At 39.8% G+C, this 21,649-nt stretch carries 21 protein-coding genes; 7 read left to right on the top strand and 14 right to left on the bottom strand.

The window, feature by feature from the left end; genetic code table 11:
- Positions 1–11: 11 nt before the first annotated feature.
- From GYA54_03145 to GYA54_03125, 5 genes are read right to left on the bottom strand one after another with little or no spacing between them, the layout of a single operon-like run.
- Positions 12–482: an NUDIX domain-containing protein gene (locus tag GYA54_03145; GenBank protein ID NMC51696.1), complete on the bottom strand. Its 471-nt coding sequence runs from the start codon at positions 480–482 to the stop codon at positions 12–14.
- A 2-nt stretch (positions 483–484) separates the two neighbouring features.
- Positions 485–1,903: a methionine--tRNA ligase gene (locus tag GYA54_03140; GenBank protein NMC51695.1), complete on the bottom strand. Its 1,419-nt coding sequence runs from the start codon at positions 1,901–1,903 to the stop codon at positions 485–487.
- 7 nt (positions 1,904–1,910) lie between these two features.
- Positions 1,911–2,342 (bottom strand): NUDIX hydrolase, encoded by a 432-nt coding sequence (locus GYA54_03135; protein ID NMC51694.1) that lies wholly within the window; start codon positions 2,340–2,342, stop codon positions 1,911–1,913.
- A 23-nt stretch (positions 2,343–2,365) separates the two neighbouring features.
- On the bottom strand, positions 2,366–3,013 hold the full coding sequence (locus GYA54_03130; protein NMC51693.1) for a hypothetical protein: 648 nt from the start codon (positions 3,011–3,013) through the stop codon (positions 2,366–2,368).
- Positions 2,985–4,082: a glycosyltransferase family 4 protein gene (locus GYA54_03125; protein ID NMC51692.1), complete on the bottom strand. Its 1,098-nt coding sequence runs from the start codon at positions 4,080–4,082 to the stop codon at positions 2,985–2,987. The genes GYA54_03130 and GYA54_03125 overlap by 29 nt, the downstream gene beginning before the upstream one ends.
- Before the next feature lie 285 nt (positions 4,083–4,367).
- On the opposite strand from GYA54_03125, the gene GYA54_03120 reads away from it, so the two are divergent.
- Positions 4,368–4,631, top strand: a complete 264-nt coding sequence (locus GYA54_03120; GenBank protein NMC51691.1) for a hypothetical protein — start codon at positions 4,368–4,370, stop codon at positions 4,629–4,631.
- A 98-nt stretch (positions 4,632–4,729) separates the two neighbouring features.
- Here GYA54_03120 and GYA54_03115 read toward each other — a convergent pair whose 3' ends face one another.
- Entirely contained in the window at positions 4,730–6,172 is a 1,443-nt protein-coding gene (locus GYA54_03115) for a glutamate--tRNA ligase (protein ID NMC51690.1), read from the bottom strand.
- 88 nt (positions 6,173–6,260) lie between these two features.
- On the opposite strand from GYA54_03115, the gene GYA54_03110 reads away from it, so the two are divergent.
- Entirely contained in the window at positions 6,261–6,968 is a 708-nt protein-coding gene (locus GYA54_03110; protein ID NMC51689.1) for a 5'-methylthioadenosine/adenosylhomocysteine nucleosidase, read from the top strand.
- Here GYA54_03110 and GYA54_03105 read toward each other — a convergent pair.
- On the bottom strand, positions 6,965–7,495 hold the full coding sequence (locus tag GYA54_03105) for an adenine phosphoribosyltransferase (GenBank protein ID NMC51688.1): 531 nt from the start codon (positions 7,493–7,495) through the stop codon (positions 6,965–6,967). The genes GYA54_03110 and GYA54_03105 overlap by 4 nt on opposite strands.
- A gap of 18 nt (positions 7,496–7,513) precedes the next feature.
- Complete coding sequence (locus GYA54_03100) at positions 7,514–8,431, bottom strand: NAD-dependent epimerase/dehydratase family protein (GenBank protein NMC51687.1); 918 nt, start codon at positions 8,429–8,431, stop codon at positions 7,514–7,516.
- Between the two features lie 187 nt (positions 8,432–8,618).
- On the opposite strand from GYA54_03100, the gene GYA54_03095 reads away from it, so the two are divergent.
- The gene (locus tag GYA54_03095) at positions 8,619–8,894 is read left to right on the top strand and encodes a hypothetical protein (GenBank protein ID NMC51686.1); all 276 of its coding nucleotides are present in this window, start codon (positions 8,619–8,621) and stop codon (positions 8,892–8,894) included.
- A 69-nt stretch (positions 8,895–8,963) separates the two neighbouring features.
- Here GYA54_03095 and GYA54_03090 read toward each other — a convergent pair whose 3' ends face one another.
- The 6 genes from GYA54_03090 to GYA54_03065 are packed head-to-tail and all read right to left on the bottom strand — an operon-like array spanning position 8,964 to position 16,330.
- A complete protein-coding gene (locus GYA54_03090; GenBank protein ID NMC51685.1) occupies positions 8,964–9,386 on the bottom strand; it encodes a hypothetical protein in 423 nt (140 codons plus the stop codon).
- Positions 9,387–9,389: 3 nt separating this feature from the next.
- Complete coding sequence (locus GYA54_03085) at positions 9,390–10,547, bottom strand: methionine adenosyltransferase (GenBank protein NMC51684.1); 1,158 nt, start codon at positions 10,545–10,547, stop codon at positions 9,390–9,392.
- Positions 10,548–10,570: 23 nt separating this feature from the next.
- Entirely contained in the window at positions 10,571–11,593 is a 1,023-nt protein-coding gene (locus GYA54_03080) for an NAD-dependent epimerase/dehydratase family protein (protein NMC51683.1), read from the bottom strand.
- 23 nt (positions 11,594–11,616) lie between these two features.
- A complete protein-coding gene (locus GYA54_03075; protein NMC51682.1) occupies positions 11,617–12,102 on the bottom strand; it encodes a GtrA family protein in 486 nt (161 codons plus the stop codon).
- A gap of 2 nt (positions 12,103–12,104) precedes the next feature.
- A complete protein-coding gene (locus GYA54_03070; GenBank protein ID NMC51681.1) occupies positions 12,105–14,330 on the bottom strand; it encodes a S8 family serine peptidase in 2,226 nt (741 codons plus the stop codon).
- A gap of 2 nt (positions 14,331–14,332) precedes the next feature.
- Positions 14,333–16,330: a hypothetical protein gene (locus GYA54_03065; GenBank protein NMC51680.1), complete on the bottom strand. Its 1,998-nt coding sequence runs from the start codon at positions 16,328–16,330 to the stop codon at positions 14,333–14,335.
- A gap of 332 nt (positions 16,331–16,662) precedes the next feature.
- Here GYA54_03065 and GYA54_03060 point away from each other — a divergent pair, with 332 nt between their 5' ends.
- Genes GYA54_03060 through GYA54_03045 form a run of 4 tightly spaced genes read left to right on the top strand, consistent with a single transcriptional unit; the run spans position 16,663 to position 21,647 of the window.
- Positions 16,663–18,060: a sugar transferase gene (locus tag GYA54_03060; GenBank protein NMC51679.1), complete on the top strand. Its 1,398-nt coding sequence runs from the start codon at positions 16,663–16,665 to the stop codon at positions 18,058–18,060.
- A gap of 25 nt (positions 18,061–18,085) precedes the next feature.
- On the top strand, positions 18,086–19,234 hold the full coding sequence (locus tag GYA54_03055; GenBank protein ID NMC51678.1) for a glycosyltransferase family 4 protein: 1,149 nt from the start codon (positions 18,086–18,088) through the stop codon (positions 19,232–19,234).
- The gene (locus tag GYA54_03050; protein ID NMC51677.1) at positions 19,209–19,943 is read left to right on the top strand and encodes a class I SAM-dependent methyltransferase; all 735 of its coding nucleotides are present in this window, start codon (positions 19,209–19,211) and stop codon (positions 19,941–19,943) included. Before GYA54_03055 ends, GYA54_03050 begins: the two co-directional genes overlap by 26 nt.
- 3 nt (positions 19,944–19,946) lie before the next feature.
- The gene (locus GYA54_03045) at positions 19,947–21,647 is read left to right on the top strand and encodes an FkbM family methyltransferase (protein NMC51676.1); all 1,701 of its coding nucleotides are present in this window, start codon (positions 19,947–19,949) and stop codon (positions 21,645–21,647) included.
- The last annotated feature ends 2 nt before the right edge of the window (positions 21,648–21,649 follow it).

The following is a 21,649-nucleotide window of genomic DNA, read 5'->3' as shown; positions in this document are numbered from 1 at the left end:
GTTTCTAATTTTTAATTTTTAAACCCTATTTCGCTGAGCATGACGCCTCTTTGATATTGTTCTAGGGCGAATTTAACATAAGGGAAAATATTGTCGGGCAATTTATCTAGGGGAAACCAGCGCCAATAAGCGCATTTGCTGGATTCATTATTGTTGATTTCGCCAGACCACTTTTTGGCAATATAAAATACATCTAGGCGTTGACGAAGGTTTTTATCCGGCTCTTCTTCATCGCTCTTTAGTCGATGTAAAATATGAGCGATTTTTAGGTCTTCCGTTTTTATTTCTACATTAGCTTCCTCTTTGGCCTCTCTGACAATGCAATCAACAAAAGATTCCCCTGCCTCAATGTGACCGGCGGGCACCTCATGTTGTCCATCGCGATAGCCGGTATTCTGTCGCAAACCTAAAAGCAATTCATTTTTATCATTGATGAGAAATAAATATGAAGCCGGGGTGATTTTAAAACGTTCTTCAAGCATAATTAAACTCTAGGAAACAAAATTTCACTTTTCACAATTTTCTCGGTAGTAAACGTTCGAATAATCTTTTCTGCAGTATTTGGCAAAAATGATTGGAGTAAAATCGCTACATCTAAAATATCTTGGGCAATTGGTTCTAATATTTTCTTCAACTCTTCTTTGTCTTTTATTTTCCAGGGTTCTGTTTTGGTGATGGTTTCGTCGCAAGCGCGCAGTTTGCTCCAGAGAATTTCCAAGACCTCGTTGAATTTATAGGCGGATAATTTTTGATCAAAGCTCTTTTTTATTTCATCATCACTATCGGTATATAATTTGAGTGATAAATTATTTTTCTCAATCAGGTTGGAAACACGAGAAACTAGATTGCCAAGGCCGTTGCACAGATCAGCAGTGTAGGCTTCTTTAAATTTTTCTTCAGTATAATCGCCATCTTCAAAGGGTGGCAATTTGGCGAGCAGATAATAGCGCACGGCATCAGTACCATACTTTTCTACCAAGTCAAAAGGGTTGACGACATTGCCGAGAGATTTGCTCATTTTTTCACCACCGGCCGTAATAAACCCGTGAATCATCACCTGTTTGGAGGGCGGCAAACCGGCGGACAAAAGCATGGCCTGCCACATAGCCGTTTGCTGGCGCAGATTATCCTTGCCGGCGACCTGAACACCTGGCCAAAAATCTTGGAATCTTTTTTCGTCTTTGGGCCAGCCAAGACAAGAAATATAATTAATCAGCGCATCAAACCAGACATACATCACTTGACTCTCGTCACCGGGTACTGGGATACCCCAAGACATTTTTTCTTTGAGCCGGGAAACACTAAAATCTTCCGGGCCTGATTCAATAAAGCTTTTTATTTCTTTGAGGCGGTGAGCGGGTACGACAAAATTAGGATTTTTTTCATACAAATCTAGAAGTGGTTTTTGATATTTGGAAAAACGGAAAAAATAATTTTCCTCGTCAATTAATTCTAATTCTAAATTGGGATGGATGGGGCATTTACCGTTTTCTAGTTCTGATTCTGTCTTTTCCAGTTCGCAACCAACACAATATTTGACTTGATAATTTTTCTTATAAATATCACCATTTTTTTCACAAAGACGCCAAAAATCCTGAGCGGCCTTGAGATGGTGCTCGTCAGTAGTACGAATAAAACTGTTGTAGCTCAAGTTTAGAGCGCTTTTTAAGCTGTCAAATTTGACGGCATATTCGTCGCAGTATTTTTGCGGGTCAACTCCGAGCTCTAGAGCTTTGCGATAAATTTTCAGCCCATGCTCGTCGGTGCCGGTATTAAAGAACACCTCGTCGCCATTTTGAGCGCGCCAACGGGCGATGGCGTCAGCTTGCACAATTTCCAAAGCAAAGCCGATATGTGGCTCGGCATTGACATAAGGTAAAGTTGTGGTGATATAAAATTTCATAACTAACTTATTTTTTTAATTCTCTATAACGGGCAAAGGCTTTTTTCAGCATTTTAATCGCTCCGGGCCAAAGGAATTCGTCCTTGATCTCCTCTTCGCTGACCCATTTATATTGAGCGTGTTCGTGACTTAATTGGAAATTATAAGTATCAAGATTATCAATCAAAAATATTAGGGCGCAAACTGGGGTATTACCCTCGCTGGCGCACCAAATATCATGAGCGACTAAGTCGATAATTCTAAAATCCTCAACGCCTAACTCCTCTTTTATTTCCCGACGGAAAGCAGCTTCGCTATTATCTGCTTCGCCAATATCAACGCGGCCACCGGGAATATCCCAAAAACCAGCCGGTTTGGTTAGTTCCAAAACTAGGCATTTATTATCTCTGATAATAACACCGGCCTGGGTGATCCAAAATTTTTCATGTTCTTTGGCCATAAATATATATTAATCCTACAATTTTAGCTGGCTTTGGTCAATTTTTGAGTAACTATCTTTTTATAGAGAATCGGCCAGGTTTTAGCGCAAATAATTTTTAACGGCGGCCGTTTTTTTGATTTATTATCATATAAAAAAATTGTTCCCTTGTAATTTACGGATAAATAATCAACCAACTCTGGATTGTCATCTATAATACCAATAATTTGAGGATATAATTTTGTCAGCGTTTTGGCTTTCCACAAATTACTGTTTTCTTTCCAGCTCAATGGCTTGGCGATTATTGGCGCTTTTGGGAAATTGTGTTTATCAAGCCAAAATTTTGTACCCCGAACGATAGTGTCTGGCCTGGTAGTCAAATAAACGGCTATGGGCAGTATTTTGTTTATTTTGTTTAAATAATGATTGGAGTTTTTTATCAAAGGTAAAATTTTTTGTAAGTCATTAGAATGACGTTGCTGTTCAAGCCAAGCTAGTGCTCCCCCAGTTTGCCAATAAGGAACATTGTAAGTATAGCGATATTTGGTAATTAATTTTTTTACTGACAGCTTTTCTGGATTGCCAAAAAGTTTTGCCATCTGCCTGAACCAATACTCAGCCGTACCAGACAACGTCTCGTCAATATCGACGGCTATACCTGACTTAATTTTTTGCATTTTGGTTTGTGGCATAAATATCTTCAATAATTTCTAACAACTGCTTTTTATTACCCGGCTCAAACAAATAACCCTTCTCCCCTACCCTGATTAATTCGGGGATGCCGCCGAGATTTGAAGCGATAACAGGCACACCAACAGCCAAGCTCTCAAAAATAACAGTAGGTGAGGCCTCATAACATAGAGACGGGACAATGGTGTAGTCGGCTTGTTTTAAATATTCTTGAATCTTTTCTTTGGGCTGATAACCGAGGAATTTGATCTGTGAATTACTTTTGGCTAGGTCTTTGGCTGATTCAAGCTGGGAGCCAGAACCCAGAATGAGTAACTCATAACTAGTAACTAGTAACTCGTTTAGGGTTTGGATTAAAAATAGAATGCCCTTGTGGCTTTCGATTTGACCGATGTAAAGAAAAGTGACTTTGTCTGGGGATTTTAATTTCTTATTCAACAATAGATTGGCTGATGGCAAGTAGAAATTCTGTGCAGCCTCTTTTGGGCCATGCGGGAAGAATTTATGCCCTTCATAATATTTTTTTAGCCATACTGACGGAAAGATAACCTTGTCTGGAGAGCTATACAGCCAGCGATTCAAGCTGGTCCAAAATTTGATAAAAATATTTTCTTTTTCCTGACCATAAAGCAAAAGGCCGCTCGGGCGGATACCGACCACATCATGCATGGTTTGAGTATATTTTATTTTCAATTTTTTAATTAAACGCGGAATAAGAAGACCAAGGCCTGTTAGGTTGTGGGCATAGACAATATCTGGCTTTTCTGTTTGCAATATTTTTTTGATTTTAAAATAGGAGTGAAAATTAAAAGTGTCAAAGAGACGCCACGGGGCGCGGAGCGGAAAGGGTAATTTTTGCAGGTGGTAATAGGAAATGATATTGGGAGGAAAAAAGCGATAGACTTTAATTTTTTCTGAGCCTGCTTGAGAGCGGTCTTGTATCGGCCTCGAGGTAATAATAAAAACCTCATGGCCAGCGGTCACAAATTCTTGGGCTTGGTTTTCTACTACCCGCTCAGCGCCACCGCGATTGTAGGGTGGGTAGAGATTATTGATGAGGCAAATTTTCATGCCACTACAAATTTACAAATATTATACAAATATACGAATAGAACTAATTTAATACTAGCAAAAATAGGGGGAAAAAGCTATCGGGAAGATGAGGCAACTTCGTCGCTCTGGCTCCTCGCAATGACAGGTTTTTTGTGGTTGACAAAAGGGCTTTTTCGGAGTATAATGGAAAAACAGTTAAAAATCAACCCGTTAGTAATTAATTGGTTGATTTTTTTCTGGAGAATAAAAAGGTCGTTCTTTTTATAAACTAAGTGGCAAATAAGCGCCATAAAAGAGATTATTATGATGCTATTTTTTGTGGGCATTTTGGAAATGCTGATTGTCACTACTTGGACCAAAGTAGTTACCAAAAACCAGATCTTGGCGAGTGGAGCCGTGACGATTGTCAATATTTTTATCTGGTACTATGTGCTCGAGACAATAGTCAATGATATTAGCAACTGGCAATTGGTAATACTCTATGCTCTCGGCTGTGCTCTTGGCACAGTGGCTTCGACTCTTTATTTCAAAAATAAAGAAGCCAAAGAGCAGACGTCCAAATCATAAGATGCCTTATGGGCACAGATGACAATAGTGCACAAACATAAATCACCCCGACAGCTGTAACTGCGGGGTGATTTTGTTTATAGTATTATAGTATTAAATTATCCTTGGATCAATTTTAATCTCTTTAGCGTCTCTTCTTTCCCCAAAACTTCGGCGATTTCAAAAGGCGAGGGAGACTTTTCTTCGCCGGATAGGGCCACGCGCATCGGCCACAAGGTGTCGCCATTGCCAAAGCCACGGCGCTTTATTTCGTCAATTAAAATTTCTTCCAGGGTGTTTCTGGTCCAGTTTTCTTCAGGAATCGTGGCGAGAAATTCTACCAAAAATTTCAATCTCTCTTGGGTTTCTGCGGGCGTGGATTTTTTCCAGACTAACGTTTTGGGGTCAACTGTGGGGCGGGTAAAAAAGTATTTGGTTCGCTCCCCTATTTCAGAGAGCTTCTTGAGACGCTCTTGTTCTAGGCCGACGATCGATTTCAGAAATTCAAAAGAATAACTAGTAACTTGTAGCTGGTAATTGGTTTGTAAATAATTATCCAGACAAGGAATACATAAATGAGTGAGCTCATCCAAACTTTTCTGCCGGATATAGTGGCCGTTCATCCAGTTGAGTTTTTCAATATCAAAAATCGCGCCGGCTTTATTGACTTTGGCGAGATCAAATTCATGTTCCAATTCTTTCAGAGAAAAAATTTCCTGTTCCGTACCGGGATTCCAGCCGAGAAGGGCAATGTAGTTGACTACTGCCTCGGGTAAATAACCAAGATTTTTAAACTCCAAAACAGAAGTGGCACCATGGCGTTTGGACAGCTTGGTTCTGTCTGGAGCGAGAATCATTGACAGGTGAACAAACTCGGGGATCTCCCAGCCAAACATCTGGTAAAGAATAATGTGTTTGGGTGTGGAGGGTAGCCACTCTTCAGCACGGATGACGTGGGTGATGCCCATCTCGTGGTCGTCTATGACATTGGCCAGGTGGTAAGTCGGAAAGCCATCTGACTTGAGGAGAATCTGGTCATCAATATCAGCATTATTAATTTTAACTTGGCCGCGAATTAAATCGGTAAATTCTGTTTCACCACTCGGCACCTTGAGACGGATAACGTGTGGCACGCCGGAGTCTAATCTTGATTTGACTTCCTCGGGTGTGAGGTTTAGACAACGACGATCATAGCGCGTGACCGTATTACCATCAGCCGTTTGTTCTTGGCGCATGCTGGCCAGATCGTCAGCGGTGCAAAAACAATGATAAGCGTGCCCACTTTCTACCAATTCGGCCGCATGCTTTTGATAAATTTCTGTTCTTTTTGATTGATAAACTATTTCGTCATCATAATGAAGCCCAGCCCATTTTAGACCGGCGATAATGCCCTCAACACTCCCCTCCTTGTATCGCGTCTGGTCCGTATCCTCAATGCGCAAGAAAAATTTGCCTTGATTTTTTTTGGCAAAAAGATAGGCGAAAAGAGCGGTACGCAAACCGCCAATATGCAAGTCCCCGGTGGGGCTGGGGGCAAAACGAGTGGCAAATTTTTGGGGCATAATTTATTGTTTTTACTTGTAAATACACTTTGACGGCTCTGAAATAATATCTTAACATTAAATAAAGCTGGTGTAAAAATTTAAACTTATGAAACAAAATTTGGGTTTAATCGGAATTATCGGGGCCATGGACGAGGAAATAAACGAATATTTGGCCCTAGCGGAAAATCTGCGCGGTGAAAAGTGGCAAGGTTTTGAATTTTACCTGGGCCAGATAGCCGGCAAAAATGTCTTGATAGCCAAGTCTGGACTCGGCAAGGTCTTTGCGGCTTTGGTTTGCCAGAAAATAATTAATACTTATGGTCCGCAAAAAATAATTTTTACTGGCTTGGCTGGCGCCCTGAATAAAAATCTGGAAATCGGCGATGTGGTCGTCAGTCGAGATTGTATGTATCACGACATGGAGGCCGAGGCTCTAGGCTATTCACGTGGCGCTATACCCTATACTGATTATAAAATTTTTGCGGCTGATGAAAATCTGAAAAAAATTGCCCTAGAAACACAGTTGCCAAATAACAAAGTGGTCGAGGGCCGCATACTGACAGGAGATCAGTTTATTACTCGAGCAAAAATTCTAGAATTTTCTTATCTCACCGATGAACTTCAGGGCGACGCGGTAGAGATGGAAGGGGCGGCGGTCGCCCATGTCTGCACGGTAAATCAAATACCTTTTGTTATCGCCCGGACAATTTCAGACAAAGCTGACAGCGAGGCGGGAATTGACTTTAATAATTTTTTGGGTCAAGCGGCTAAAAATTCAGTACAAATAATTCAGACTATTTTGAGCAAGCTTTAAACAACCTGGTCGTCGTGATAGTTGATAAGAGAATGAAATCTGTATGGGCGTAATTTTTCTGATCCACCGAGAAACGGCAAATTGACGACACAGGCGATGCCGACTATTTCGCCGCCCAATCTCTCCACAAGCTTGGTGGCGGCGACAAGGGTACCGCCAGTGGCGACTAAGTCATCAACAATCAAAACCCGCTCCCCTTTTTTGATGGTGTCTTCGTGCATCTCGACTGTCTCGGAAGCGTATTCTAGGGTGTATGACTCGGCAATGGTTTTAAACGGCAGCTTGCCTTTTTTGCGGACCAGAGATACGCCGGCTCCTAGTTTATAACCGATAACCCCGGCTAAAATAAAACCGCGTGCATCTATGCCCACGACTTTGTCGATTTTTTCACCCAAAAATGGCCGGGCCAATGCTTCCGTCAAGTCCCTAAAAACATCTTTGTTTTCGAGTAAGGTGGTAATATCATAAAACAAAATGCCGGGTTTGGGCCAATTGGGAACTTTGCGGATAAAAGGATCAAGATCCATAATCACAATTTTAATTACTTAATTTTTCTGAAACCACTGCCAGGTTTCCCTTAGTCCTTTTTCTAGATCATACTTTGGCGACCAACCAAGGTGTTTTTTTATCTTCTGGTAATTCAGACAGCTTCTCATCTGCTCACCTTTGATAGCCGAGCGATGCTCAATGGGGGTTTTCACGCCGCTAACTTTTTGCAAAGCACTTGCCAATTGATTGATATTATTTTCTTTGCTGGTGGCAATATTGTAAATATTTGGTTTTTTGTCTTTGAGGGCTTTTAAGGCAGCGGCAACAACATCGGCGACAAAAACAAAATCTCTGGTTTGTTGGCCAGGACCATTGATAAATGTGGGTTGATTATTTTTGAGTTGATGGCAAAAAATGGCTACGACCCCGGCTTCTCCTAGATAATTTTGGCGCGGGCCATAGATATTGGCCAGACGGAGCACGGTGTAGTTTAATCCGTATTGATGACGATAATAATGTAAATATTTTTCGGTGGCCAGCTTGGCAATGCCATAGGGTGAGATCGGTGCCTCGGTGGCTGTTTCAGGCGTAGGAATCTTGACGCCGTCACCATAAATCGCCCCGCCGGTGGAAATAAAGACAAATTTTTTTACATGGTATTTGACGCAATTTTCCAATAAATTCAAAACACCGACGATATTAGTTTTTGCGTCAAAAATGGGATCAGCGATAGATTTGCGGACATTCATCTGGGCGGCCAGATGATAAACAACTTGTGGTTTTTCTTTTTTGAATATTTGTTCCAGTTTTTTGTCCTGAATATCCAGACGATAAAATTTGGCGCGTTTGTTTAAGTTTATTTTTTTGCCGGTTGACAAATCATCCACAACAATAACGCGGTGTTTTTCTTTTATTAATTTATCTACCAGGTGTGAGCCAATAAAACCGGCGCCACCAGTGACAAGGATGGTCATAGATAATTTTTGAATCATTGGTTCAATCCAGTCTGCCCTGCTTCGCGGTCTAGGCGGTGATGGTTGAACCTTGGGAGGACTTGGAAATATTTTTGCCTCTTGCCAAACAGAAGATTCTCTGTTACTATCAGATGATGGTCATTTTTTGAACATGAACTAATAAAAGCCTGTGTAATAAAAGGAGGTGATGATCGTGGAAACCAGAGAGATTCTGGGCAAACTGGTGCGTGAATTTTTTGAAACGCACAGTGGGGAGAGTGTCTCTTTTACGGATCTTTGCAGTTACATCCTTAAAGGTGAACCGAATTTACTTGGAGGGATCTGGACGCCACAACTGCTGGATATTCTATTGGTGGCGGCACAGAATGGCGTCATAAAATTTTCCTATGAAGACGCCATCTTGGCAACTATCTCAAGTCCAATTCGGGTGGTGGTGCAGTGTTCTTCATTCCGGGTGATTTAACCGGGATTGTCGGCAATAGCCACCAGAGCGGCGGCCCCCGTCATATAAATTGCGGGGCCGCTTTTTATTTTAAAATTTCATTATACGGATAAGCAGCTTGTTTGATTTATGTTGATAAACAGGATTGTATAAATAAAGATCTTGGTACTGCCCCCACCATATTTTTGAATCTTTAACTAGTAGCGTCAATGAGTGGCGGCCAATAACTTTAGTGCGAATATGCTCATGAGCATTATGACGAAACGGCGTATTCGGTTCATCGTGCTTGACCCATTGGCCTGAAGGAATAGTATCAGCCAAATAATCTTTGAGGTCGGCAAGAAAATTTGGATCGGATTCGGCCAAAACCAAAGAAGAAACCTCATGGGGCAACCAGCAAAAGATATTGGCATTGATCAATCTTTCTGACTGAATCAGGCCTTCAAAAATCCCCGTAACTTTTGTTAATTCCTCTTTTGGTTTAATATCAATTTCCTTGTCAATATATTCCATAGATTATACCAAATATTTTTTTAATATTTCCGCCTTATCGGTTTTTTCCCAAGTGAACTCCGGCAGTTCGCGGCCAAAGTGGCCATAAGCAGCGGTCTTTTCATAAATTGGGCGCTTGAGATCTAGCTGGTCAATAATATCCTTGGGCTTGAAGCTAAAAGTTTCTTTAACCGCCTGCTCTATTTTCTCATTAGAAATTTTACCAGTACCAAAAGTATCTACCAAAATACTGACTGGTTCAGCCACACCAATGGAATAAGCGACCTGGATCTCGCATTTGTCAGCCAGCCCAGCGGCGACGATATTTTTGGCGACATAGCGCGCCATATAGGCGGCCGAGCGATCAACTTTGGTGATACATTTGCCGGAAAAACAGCCACCACCATGACGGCTATAACCGCCGTAAGTATCAACAATGATTTTGCGACCAGTAAGGCCGGTATCGGCTGGCGGGCCGCCCAAAACAAAGCGACCAGTAGAATTGATAAAATATTTCGTATTCTCATCAACTAAATCGCCGAGTACTGGCTGGATAACTTGCTCTTTTATGTCAGCACGTAATTGTTCCGAAGAAACATCGTCGGCATGATGAGCGGCGATGACTACAGTACTAACTCGAACTGGCTTGCCATCTTCATATTCAACTGTCACTTGGCTTTTACCATCGGGGCGCAGATAAGGTAATTGCCCGCTTTTGCGCACCTCGGATAATTTGGCAGTCAATTTATGAGCCAGAGAAATCGGCATAGGCATCAATTCCGGTGTTTCATTGGTGGCAAAGCCAAACATCAAGCCCTGGTCGCCAGCACCTTGTTCTTTGAATTCACCGGCGCCCTCGTCAACACCCTGGGCAATATCTGGTGACTGTTCGTGTAAGGTGGAGATAACTCCAACATCAGAAAAACAAAAACCAATTTCCGGCTTGTCATAGCCGATGCGTTGTAAAATTTTTCTAACTGTCTCCTGAATGTCAATATAGGCCTTGGTGCGGGCCTCACCGCCGACTACGACCAGACCGGTGGTGGCGTAACATTCAATGCCGGCATGAGCGTCTGGATCTTGTTTAATCATTTCATCATAAATACCATCTGACAGCTGGTCACAAACTTTGTCTGGATGACCTTCGGTGACCGACTCGGAAGTAAAAATGTATTTTGACATAATCTTCTATTAATTCTTAATTATTATTGAGACTGATACAATCTCAGATTGATTTTGGTAAACTCTATGGTTTTTGACAATCCTTCTTCTGGACCGATCAAGGGGAACCAGCCAAGGGATTCTTTGGCCAAAGAGATGTCGGGGATATTATAGGAAGCAACATACCACTCTGGATCACGATAAATTATTTTAGATTTTGATTCAGTCAGCTTGATGATCAATTCCGCAGTGCTTTTGAGAGTATACTTTTCATAATGTCCCAAATTGACTGGCGTATTGAGGGGTGAGTTGGCCAATTTTATAAGGCCGTCAACGATATCGTCGACATGGCAGAAGGTATTTTTGGTATTCTCATCACCATAAATAATCAAATCTTCGCCGTTGAGGGCGTTGATAATAAAATCAGGGACAGAACGACCTTCTTTGAGGGCCATGCGCGGGCCGTAGGTGGTGAAAACCCGGGCGACCCTAGCGTCCAGCCCGAACTGCCTTTGATATTCACTAACGATAGACTCGGCAAATCTTTTGCCCTCATCATAGGCGCTGCGCGGGCTCACCGGATTGACATAACCGAAATAGTCTTCCTTGATGGGGTTGGTGTCTTTGGGCATGCCATAGACATGTTGGCTGGAGACATGGACAAAGGTCGCTTTGTATTTTAGGGCCAGGTTCAGCATGTTTTGCATGCCGATAGAATTGGCGGCAATTATTTCCATGGCATATTTGGCGTGGTCTTTGGGAGCTGTCGGGCAAGCTAGATTAAAAATTTTATTTATACCCTGAACATCAATCTGGAATTTTTTTAATTCGGGAAAATCTTCCAATTTTAAAGGTTGGGAAATATCATGTCTAATAAACTCAAAATTTGGCAGCTGCAAAAGCATGTCAATATTTTTTTCTTTACCGGTAATAAAATTATCAATGGCAATAACATTGTAATTTTTGACTAGCGCCTCAGCGAGATTGGAACCGATAAACCCGGCGGCCCCAGTCAAAATAACATTTTGGCGGCCAGTGGCCAAAGAAGCTTTATCAATAGTAGTCATATTTTTGTTAATTAACTTAATTATTAAAATTTATTACAAGGAATACCTTTTTTGAACACCCAAATTTTGGTTAAATAATAGACAATAAGGGTAATAATAGCGGTAGCAATAAGTTTACCCACAATATCATTAACAAGCAAGTATTCTACAGTTAAAAACAATAGAACGGTGCTCAAGATAAGGCTGACGAACATAACGGCAATAAATCTAAGATATTGCTCATGAAAAGAGCCAGTGTCGTGGCGGAATGTCCATTTTTTATGGAGAAAGAAACGGCTAAGACTGCCGACAACCATCGTAAGGACATTGGCAAAAAGATAATTTTCATGCCAAAAAATAAAAGAGCGAGTCAAAATGACATATAAAACAAGATCTAAAATATTACTGAAATTGCCAACAATCGAATATTTTATTAATTCTTTGGCGGTAGGGTGCTTGCGAACTATGGGTATATTCCTGATCTTGTCCGCCAATTTATTATAAAGGTTATAAAAAATTTTGCCTATCATAATTATTTGCCTGAAGAAACCTTTACTCCACCTTTAAATTTATCATTAAAAACCATAAACTGCATAAGCGCCTTACCTTTGATATTAAAAACCCTGACCTGCGGACCGCCGCCAGCGCCCGGGCCGGTGATTATCTCATCATAACCATCATTATTAATATCGCCGGCGGCGACATTAACACCGTTTATAAATTTTTTGTCATAAGCCAAAAAACTAGATTTTAAAAGGCCTTGGAAATTAAAAATTTTAACTTCGGGAGCCATTTTACCCATGGGGGCTAAAATTATTTCTTTTTGGCTATCACTGTCGACATCCCCAATAGCAACATTGACTCCACCAAAGAAATTCTCCTTGTAGGCAATAAACTGACCGGAAAGCTGACCATGGTAATTAAATATTTTTACAAAGCTCTGCGTACCAGGCCCGGCGCCGACAACTATTTCTTCAAAAGTATCGTTGTTTACGTCACCTATACTAATACTTAAACCACCTCTAAAAAATTGATTAAAGGCATAAAACTCACCCAAGAGATTACCAGTTTGATTGAATATCTTTACCAAGGGCTTGTAACCAGACTGTGGTACGGTGATTATTTCCTCTTGGCCGTCATTGTTTATATCACCGGCACTGGCCTTAACGCCTTGTTTCATATTTTTATCATAAGCCAAAAATTTTGCTTTATAATTGCCATTAATATCAAAAATCTGCACCCAAGGCTCCTCCCCTTTTTCTGCGGACACGATCAACTCTTCTTGCCCATCACCGGTCAAATCACGACTGGCGATATTGGCCCCAAATCTTTTATTTTTATCAAACCCAAAAAATTGGGAATAGGGCTTGCCCTCATAATAAGTTCTAATCTGGGGTCCACCACCAACACCTGGGGCAACAATTATTTTGTCTGTACGATATTCGATAGAGCTAAGTGAGTTTTTGGCAGCAGATAGTACCCTAAAGATATTTAACTTGCCCCGACCCAGTCTGCCGGCATATTTAGAGTTGAGATGGTCTATGTTGTCAGAATTTTTGAGAAGAAGATCGCGCAACTCCAAAACTGACAATTCTGGCTTTAGGGATCTTAACAAAGCCGCCGCACCAGCGACTTGGGGTACAGACATGGAAGTGCCTGTCCAGAGCCCACCGTATTCATTGCGATATTCAAAACGAGCATCGTTTTTCACTAGAGTACTAAAAATTCCAACGCCCGGGGTCGTGATATCCACACAACTACCGTAATTGGAAAAACTAGCCAAGTGATCATAGTTATCCAAAGAGGCAACACCCAATACCCAGTTGTCGCCAGGGCTATCACCGTCCATACAGACTGGGTACAGCGGTTTATCCTTCAGATCTTCACCTTGATTGACTTCATTGCCAGCCGCTGCTACCAATAAAATACCAGATTGGTAGGCCCGACGGATGGCCTCCTTGAGTGTTTCTGATTTTTTATCTCCGATAAAGCTCAAGTTTATAATTTTGGCTCCATTGAGGCGAGCATAATCAATAGCCCTAGCCACATCATATGAATCACCCGTACCCTCGCCGCTCAAAACCCTAAGGGGCATTATCTTTGAGTGCCAGCTAAGACCAGTTATCCCGATTTTGTTATTACCTTCTGCGGCGATAACCCCGGCAATAATCGTACCATGATTGATACCCATAAAGGTATAATTACCCGTAAACTTTGGGCTGGGGTCTGGTACGCCTTCAATAAAATCCCAGCCAGAATAGTCATCAACAAAACCATTGCTGTCATCATCAATGCCGTTATTGGGAATTTCTTTTGTGTTGTGCCAGATATTATTGACCAAATCGGGATTTTTTATATCAACCCCACTATCAATGACGGCGACCACCACATCACCACTGCCAGTAGTATAATCCCAGGCCATGGGGGTATTTAGAATAGAAAGGTAAACCTGCTGAGAATAATACTGGTCATTGGGCTCTAAAATAGAAGCGCGATAAATATAATTGGGCTCTATAAAATCAACGGCATCATTTTTTATATTGTTATTTATAAATTCTTGGGGTGTTTCGTCTCGCAATTTAATCTCATAAACAAAATCATTATTTTTTAACTTTAAAAGCATTTCACTACCAAGATAGTCTTCCCCAACCGATGAAACACCGGCGGCGCCAACTGGGTTATAAGGCAAAAAATTTATGGAAATAAAATTAATCACCACAAGTAAATATAAAAATTTTATCTTTTTGAATACAAACATAATTATTTCGTGATAACTGCTGGCAATAGCTTGGTAGACATGGCAGGATATTTTTCAAGCAGCTCTGACATTGTTTGGTTGAAAAGAATAGGATCATTTTTTTCTTTTAAAACGCCAGAAAGCTTGGACCAATGATCAGTGTTTTGCGGTTCGAGGTCAATAATTTTTTTATAAAAATATATCATCTGATCATAATTTTTTGTCAGATAATAAAGACGAATCAGGCGTTCAAGGTTTTGAATATTTTCCGATAAGCCCAATTTGATCATCGTCTGATATTGAGATTCTGAGGATTTCTCGTCACCGGTAATAATATAGGCTGTCAAAAGCATCCATTGCGAATCTAGATTATCCGGATTAAGGCCAACCCCTTTTTTAAAATATTCAACACCTTGTTTGGGACTACCAGAGTTAATAGCCGCCTGTCCCATCTCAAAATAAACATGGGGCCTGTTTGGCGCCAGCTTCTGAGCCTCGCCACCAAGCCGCAATACTTGACTGGGCAAAGAGGCGTCCATAAAAGAATAATTATTATAAATTATCATCAAATATAGATAATTTTGGACATCCTTGGGTGATAATTCTATATTTTTTTGGGTTTCCTGTACGGCAATAGAAAAATTGCGCTTTAGCTGTTCGGCATTACCCGGATAGCCGCTCTTGTCTGTGTTGATAATATTGTCAGTGAGTTTTTGGCGAATTTCTGTTGATTGGTAGGTGCCCATATTAATAGCGGCAACCATTTTATCAACACCTTCGTTTATTTTTCCTTGATAAAAATATCTGAGGCCATCAAGGCCGGAAATATTGGCTTTGGCAGGTTTGATATTAAAGAAGAAACCAGATAAAATCAGAAAAACAAAGCCGAGGCAACAAACCAAATAATTAAAGGGGACTATTTCTTCCTTGATTTGGGGTTGAATGTTTTTTTGATGCTTGCTGATAATAAAAGATACGAACGCCAAAACCATAAAAAGCATAATATAGGTGGCCAGGCAGTCAAAAACAAAAAAGTTTTGGACAAAGTGAGCGATTAAAAAAGCAATGGTGATTAAATAAATAGCCATATTCTCCCTGTCTCTCCTCAAAAAGCGGAAGAGATAAAACAGGGCTGCCCCAAAAATAGCCAGATAAATAATTAGGCCGCCAATGCCAGTGGCGACAGCGACGTCAAATAAGGTATTGTGGGCGCGATCGAACCAAATTTGTGAACCATTATCACGGAAAATTTCCGGGTGAAAATATTTATTAAAAGCGATATTGTAGTTCTCCCAGCCATAGCCCAGCAAAAATCGGTCTTTCCAGCCCTGCCAAGAAGAGTCCCAAGCGAGTAGGCGCGACTGAGTGGTGATATCTTCTAGGGAAATATTGGCCAAACGATTTAGGGTATTAGATTTGGCGATCCAGCCAGAATGCCGATTCGACCAAACAAAAAGAAAAGAGAGAACCAATATTAATATGGCCAGAATTGAAACTATCCTTGTTTTCTTTTTCTGAGAAAAAAATGGTAAGAGTATTAGAATTAAAACTAGTGTGAAAAGTAGGCCGAGTAGGGCGCCTCTGGTTTCCGACTGCCATAAGATATAAAGCTCGAAGAGGGAAAAAATCCCAAAAAGAATACGCCAATATATTTTTTTGTTTTCAAATAAAATAATAGCGCAGAGCCACAAATGACCAAGGGAGTAGGCCCCTAAATAAGCGGCATTGCCAAGAGTGGAAGAAAGTCGGCCCTCGCCAGCTCCAACTATCCAAGAAATTTGTGTAAATTCTTGGCCCAAAGCATAAAGACCAACAAAAAAACTAACAATAATTGAGGCAGAAAAATAATTTAGCCATTGGCGCTTATTCTGAAAGGCTTGGGATAAAAGAAAGAAAAAAATAATAATATGAGAAATAGTCAAAAAACCCTCCCCTCTCTCAATTGTGCCCCAAAAGCTCCGATAAGAATTAACACCCAAAAGGCCGGTCAACAAAACTACCAAACCGAAAATGGAAACCAAGAGCGTTAGTCTGTTTATCTTTGGGCGATATGAGGAATGGGAAAAGGCAAGCAGAATATAGAAAAAAAGAGCTATTTCCACCAAAATACGAAAATAAAAAGTTTTTAGGGAAATAAAAGGAAATAAAAAATTATTCCCGATCAAAAGGGGCGTAATAAGTATTAAGTATAAACAAACCCACAGGCTATTTCTTAAATAGCGGGTCAAATTGGTGTTTATCATAGTTATTAACTTTATTTTATAATATAAAGGTTAATAAAACAAGAATAGCCGAGCGCTTGAAAAAAAGCCTGATTTTTACTATAATAAAAACAAATATAATAACCCAAGATATGATTAGTGTCGCTTCTAAAATCAAGCGGTTGGTTTTGTTCATCGGAGATATAATTATTCTCTATTTTTCTTTGTGGTTAACCCTGTTTTTGCGCTTTCAAAAAGCAGTGGATAACGAAACTTGGGCCAAGCACTGGCTGCCTTTTTCTCTTGTTTTTTTACTCTGGATTGTAATATTTTTTATTAATAAGCTATATGATCTAGAAACAGCTAGAAATAATTTTAGATTTTATGCCCTGATGATAAAAAATATAATCTGGTGCGCCATGATTGGTTTCGCTTTCTTTTATATAACCACTACGGGCATTACCCCGAAAACAATCTTGGTTTTGGATATAATAATCTTTGGCACACTGATTATTGCTTGGCGGAGATTTTTTAATACTATAATTGTTAATAAAAAATTTTTAGAGAAGGCTCTGATTATCGGCTTGTCGGAAGAATCTTTAAATTTAGCCCGAGAAATAAATAATAAGCCCCAAATGGGCATAAAGGTAGCCGCGATATTTAAATCCAAAGACAATAGCACGCCACCCCCTGATACACCACTCTCTGATAATGGAGAGAAACTTGAATTTTTAGAAGGAGAAGAAAAACTGGAAAAATTTATCAATGATAATAAGATCAGAATAATTATAATAGCCAACAGTCAAGAATACCGGCCAGAAGTAATCAGTCAGCTTTATAAACTACTATCACAAAAAATAACTATCTGGGACTTCTCAAAGTTTGCAGAACAATTTACTGGTAAAATATTGATAAATACCATTGGGCAACTATGGTTTTTGGAAAATATCAAAGAAGCAAACAAGAGAATTTATGAAACCCAAAAAAGGGTGGCGGACTTTGTTTTGTCTTTAATCATGCTTTTTATCTCAATACCATTTTTGCCAATAATATATTTTACAATAAGAGCGACTAGCGAGGGCCCAGGTTTCTTTATGCAACAGCGAACTGGTAAAAACGGCAAAAAATTTATGGCGGTTAAATTTAGAACAATGGTAGTGGAGGCAGAAAAAAACGGACCGCAATGGGCACAAAAAAATGACCCACGAGTAACAAGAATTGGCCGCTTCCTCAGAAAATCGAGAATCGATGAGATCCCACAGCTGGTAAATATTCTTCGCGGCGAAATGAGTTTTATCGGACCAAGGCCCGAGCGGCCGGAGTTTATTGAAAAACTGAAAGAAGTAATCCCCTTTTACGAGACGCGCCTCTTGGTCAAACCGGGGCTAACTGGCTGGGCGCAGATTAATTTCCCCTACGGGGCTTCGGAAAAAGATGCCTGGGAAAAATTGCAATATGACCTTTATTATATAAAAAATAGGTCGCTAGTTTTGGATATTTCTATTATTTTAAAAACTGTAAAAACAGTATTGACCGGCGGCGGACAATAGGACGATGAATTAAGAATAAAGAATTATGAATAATAGTGCTAAGCTAAAGGAAAAAATTTTGGGATTTTTTTTGACAGAAAAGATGAGCCTAAAAAATTGGGATAAGGCGGGTATACTGACAAGAGAAATAGCGCCTTATAATATTCTGGCGCAATATTTTAAAAAAATTTATTTATTCACTTACGATGGTCGGGAAGAGTTGCACTATGCCAAGTATCTGGCGCCGAACATTGAAATTGTTTACAAAAAATGGCGCATGAGAGCCAGGGATTACCGCTGGCTTTTGCCTTTTTTAAATTGGAAAAAAGTTAGGGAGTGCAATTTCTGGAAAACAAATCAGTTAAAAGCCCGGGCAGCGTTAGTTGCTAAAATCATAAAACCAAGGGGTAAATTAATACTCCGAACTGGTTGGACGCAGTCGCTTTTTCAGGTGAAGCAAAAGGGCAAGGCGGATAAAAAAATAATCTGGTGGGAAAGAATTGCCTACGCTCTGGCCGATGCGGCGCTGGTGACCTCGGAAGGTGATCGGCAATATTTACTAGAGAAATATAAAATTAAACCCGAGAAAATAGAAGTAATCGCCAATTATATTGATACGGATAAATTTGCACCAGAAACCAGCGATAAACACGACCGAAGAATCACCTATTCTGGCAAAATTGAAGAACAAAAAAATCTGAATACTTTAATAAGGGCACTCGAGGGTACGGATATCGCCCTAGATATAATCGGCGGCCCAATGGATGAAAAAAGTGAATTATTAAAAAAAGAATTAGAAAGGTTGGCCGAGGGGCTGAAGGTAGAATTAACCTTCACTGGCCGGCGACCGAATGACGAATTGCCAAAATTATTAAATAAATATAAAATTTATGTTTTGCCATCGCTTTATGAAGGGATGCCAAAATCACTTTTGGAAGCAATGAGTATGGGTCTCGCCTGTATTGGAACGAGGGTGGAAGGCACAAAAGAAATAATCAAAGATGGAGAGACGGGGCTACTCACAGAAAATAATTTTGAAGATATACGCAAAAAAATATTATCAATAATCAATGATGATGATCGACAGAGAAAGCTGGGAGAAAGTGCCAGACGGTTTGTGGTTGATAATTTTTCACTAAAAACCCAGATTAATAAGGAAATAAATATTTATGAAAAACTTATTAGTAAAAATTAAAAATAATTTAAAACAACGAGGGCTCAAAAAAACTTTAACTGTGGCTCTGTCAGCAATCAAGGCCAGATCTTTGACGGAAAAGAAAAAAATAAAACTCTTGGGCAAATACATAGACCAGCATAACAGGGCCTATGAGAAAATATCAGAGCTGGCCGTCAGCTTGAATAAGGGAATCCACCCCAAGCATGGCATAATTAAATACCACCAGTTTTTTCTGGACAACATTGAGCCGAATGATAGGGTGCTAGATGCTGGGTCGGGCACGGGTTTGGTGGCTATGAAAATCGCCCAAAAAGCAAAATATGTACTGGGGGTGGATTTTAATTCTAAAAGCATAGAAGAGGCTAGGAATAAATATAAAAAAGATAATTTGAAATTTTTGGTGGCTGATCTGAATGAGTATGAGCCCCAAGAGAAATTTGACAAGGTAGTATTATCAAATGTATTAGAACATATCCGGGAGCGCCGCGAGCTACTAAAAAATATGAAAAAAATTGCCCCAATATTACTTTTGCGTGTACCCATGATCAGCCGCGACTGGCTGACTGTTTATAAAAAATTGATGGGTTTTGAATACCGGCTAGACCCGACACATGAAACAGAATATACTGTTGAGGAAATTGAAAAGGAACTAAAAGAAAGCGGCTGGAAAATAAAAAATTACCAAATCAACTGGGGTGAATGGTGGGGCGTAATTGAACATGAGTAAAATATGAAAATAAAATTAATTGGCACAGATGGAGTCGGCTGGTCGATAGATAAGGACAGAAAAAATGCCGAGTATTTCCTAAAAAAAATACCCGGGGTTGAACTAGTAGAAAAATATAGTCGGGCGGATATTTTATTTTTTGTCTGGTATGCCCAAATAGTTTCTATTAATAAAATATTCTTATTTTTTTGGCGCAAGCTGCTTGGTAGAAAAACAGTGGCGGTGGTGACCAACAATCTGGAGAATTATCAGCAAGCAAAAAAATTAATTGATTATTGGATCTCGCCGAATGAAAAAATTTCTAACTTCCTAAAAAACGAGGGCTGTTCGTATAGCCAAATCCCCTTTTATGTCTCGCCGGAGATATACAAACCGCTAAAAGAGAGCAAAGAAAAAATTTGCGAAATATTAAAAATAGATAAAAACAAAATAGCCAACCGTATTTTAATTGGCACTTTTCAGCGAGATTCCTTGGGTAATAATTTATTGGCACCAAAGTGGCAAAAGGACCCGGACTTGCTGATAAAAATATTGCGCTTGCTGCCCAAAGAAAAAATAATGCTGGTTCTGGCCGGGCCACGGAGACATTATGTGATCAGTGAATGCCAAAAATACGATATCCCCTTTATTTTTGTGGGTGACTATAACTATATCGAAAATAAAGAGGATGATATTTTGATCAATAATCTGCCAGAAGAAACCATTAATTTATTGTATAATTTGATTGACTTGTGTATTGTCAGTTCAAAAAGCGAGGGGGGGCCAAAGGCGATTTTACAAGCGGCTCTCACCAGAACGATGATTTTTTCGACCGATGTCGGCTTAGCGCAAGATTTTATACATGAAGATTTAATTTATAATGAGACAAGTATTAATAAAATAATTGATTGGGTAAAAAATGAACATAGGCAAGCCAAGGATTTAGAATATATCAATGAAAATTATGAGAGGGCCGCGGCAATGCTCAATAAAAATAATTATATAAAAAAATATCAAGATTTAATAAGTAAGCTCAACAAAATGAAACAAAAAAAAATTTTAGCAACACTAATCGGCCGGTTGAATAAATATCCTACTTTTTTGAAGTGGAAATACAAAATATATTTTATTATTGGCAGAGAGATACGCGATGGTCTTTTTTACTTAAATAAATTAAAGCCTGGTGATACGGCAATCGATTGCGGCGCGAATATCGGAAAGTATACAAAAATGATGATGGATAAGGGAGCTGAGGTTTATGCTTTTGAGCCAAACCCCTACGCCTTTGGAGAATTATCAAAAAAATTCCCCGGCAGCAACAAGGTACATTGTATAAACAAAGGAGTTTATACCCAAAATACAACCATGCCGCTATATCTACACAAAAACGCCAGTGAGGATCAGGTAAAATGGTCTATTGGCTCTTCCTTACTTGAATACAAGGGAAATATAAACCCAAAAGATTATATAGTAGTGGGGTTGATTGACCTGTCAGGGTTTATAAATAGTCTGGGGCGAGAGATAAAGTTGGTTAAAATGGATGTTGAGGGCGTAGAGTGTGAAATAATAACAAGCTTGATAGATAGTGGGGCAATAAAAAAAATTAAATGGCTTTTGGTTGAAGGACACGGCAAGAGAATTCCTGAGATGCGTGTAAAAATGGACCAGCTAAAAGACAGAATTAAAAAAGAAAAAATTAAAAATATTTATTTTAATTGGGATTAAAT

The sequence above is a fragment of the Candidatus Kuenenbacteria bacterium genome, assembly GCA_012797775.1.
In the GTDB taxonomy this organism is placed as follows: domain Bacteria; phylum Patescibacteriota; class Patescibacteriia; order UBA2196; family GWA2-42-15; genus JAAZMX01.
This window is presented reverse-complemented; position numbering and strand designations above follow the sequence as displayed.

Bases quoted from the DNA above. Each gene is read 5' to 3' on its own strand.
- GYA54_03075 (NMC51682.1), bottom strand. From the start codon at position 12,102: ATGATAGGCAAAATTTTTTATAACCTTTATAATAAATTGGCGGACAAG.
- GYA54_03050 (NMC51677.1), top strand. From the start codon at position 19,209: ATGAAAAACTTATTAGTAAAAATTAAAAATAATTTAAAACAACGAGGG.
- GYA54_03145 (NMC51696.1), bottom strand. From the start codon at position 482: ATGCTTGAAGAACGTTTTAAAATCACCCCGGCTTCATATTTATTTCTC.
- GYA54_03120 (NMC51691.1), top strand. From the start codon at position 4,368: ATGATGCTATTTTTTGTGGGCATTTTGGAAATGCTGATTGTCACTACT.
- GYA54_03110 (NMC51689.1), top strand. From the start codon at position 6,261: ATGAAACAAAATTTGGGTTTAATCGGAATTATCGGGGCCATGGACGAG.
- GYA54_03090 (NMC51685.1), bottom strand. From the start codon at position 9,386: ATGGAATATATTGACAAGGAAATTGATATTAAACCAAAAGAGGAATTA.
- GYA54_03140 (NMC51695.1), bottom strand. From the start codon at position 1,903: ATGAAATTTTATATCACCACAACTTTACCTTATGTCAATGCCGAGCCA.
- GYA54_03105 (NMC51688.1), bottom strand. From the start codon at position 7,495: ATGGATCTTGATCCTTTTATCCGCAAAGTTCCCAATTGGCCCAAACCC.
- GYA54_03135 (NMC51694.1), bottom strand. From the start codon at position 2,342: ATGGCCAAAGAACATGAAAAATTTTGGATCACCCAGGCCGGTGTTATT.
- GYA54_03055 (NMC51678.1), top strand. From the start codon at position 18,086: ATGAATAATAGTGCTAAGCTAAAGGAAAAAATTTTGGGATTTTTTTTG.
- GYA54_03130 (NMC51693.1), bottom strand. From the start codon at position 3,013: ATGCCACAAACCAAAATGCAAAAAATTAAGTCAGGTATAGCCGTCGAT.
- GYA54_03115 (NMC51690.1), bottom strand. From the start codon at position 6,172: ATGCCCCAAAAATTTGCCACTCGTTTTGCCCCCAGCCCCACCGGGGAC.
- GYA54_03045 (NMC51676.1), top strand. From the start codon at position 19,947: ATGAAAATAAAATTAATTGGCACAGATGGAGTCGGCTGGTCGATAGAT.
- GYA54_03100 (NMC51687.1), bottom strand. From the start codon at position 8,431: ATGACCATCCTTGTCACTGGTGGCGCCGGTTTTATTGGCTCACACCTG.
- GYA54_03070 (NMC51681.1), bottom strand. From the start codon at position 14,330: ATGTTTGTATTCAAAAAGATAAAATTTTTATATTTACTTGTGGTGATT.
- GYA54_03095 (NMC51686.1), top strand. From the start codon at position 8,619: ATGATCGTGGAAACCAGAGAGATTCTGGGCAAACTGGTGCGTGAATTT.
- GYA54_03085 (NMC51684.1), bottom strand. From the start codon at position 10,547: ATGTCAAAATACATTTTTACTTCCGAGTCGGTCACCGAAGGTCATCCA.
- GYA54_03125 (NMC51692.1), bottom strand. From the start codon at position 4,082: ATGAAAATTTGCCTCATCAATAATCTCTACCCACCCTACAATCGCGGT.
- GYA54_03060 (NMC51679.1), top strand. From the start codon at position 16,663: ATGATTAGTGTCGCTTCTAAAATCAAGCGGTTGGTTTTGTTCATCGGA.
- GYA54_03080 (NMC51683.1), bottom strand. From the start codon at position 11,593: ATGACTACTATTGATAAAGCTTCTTTGGCCACTGGCCGCCAAAATGTT.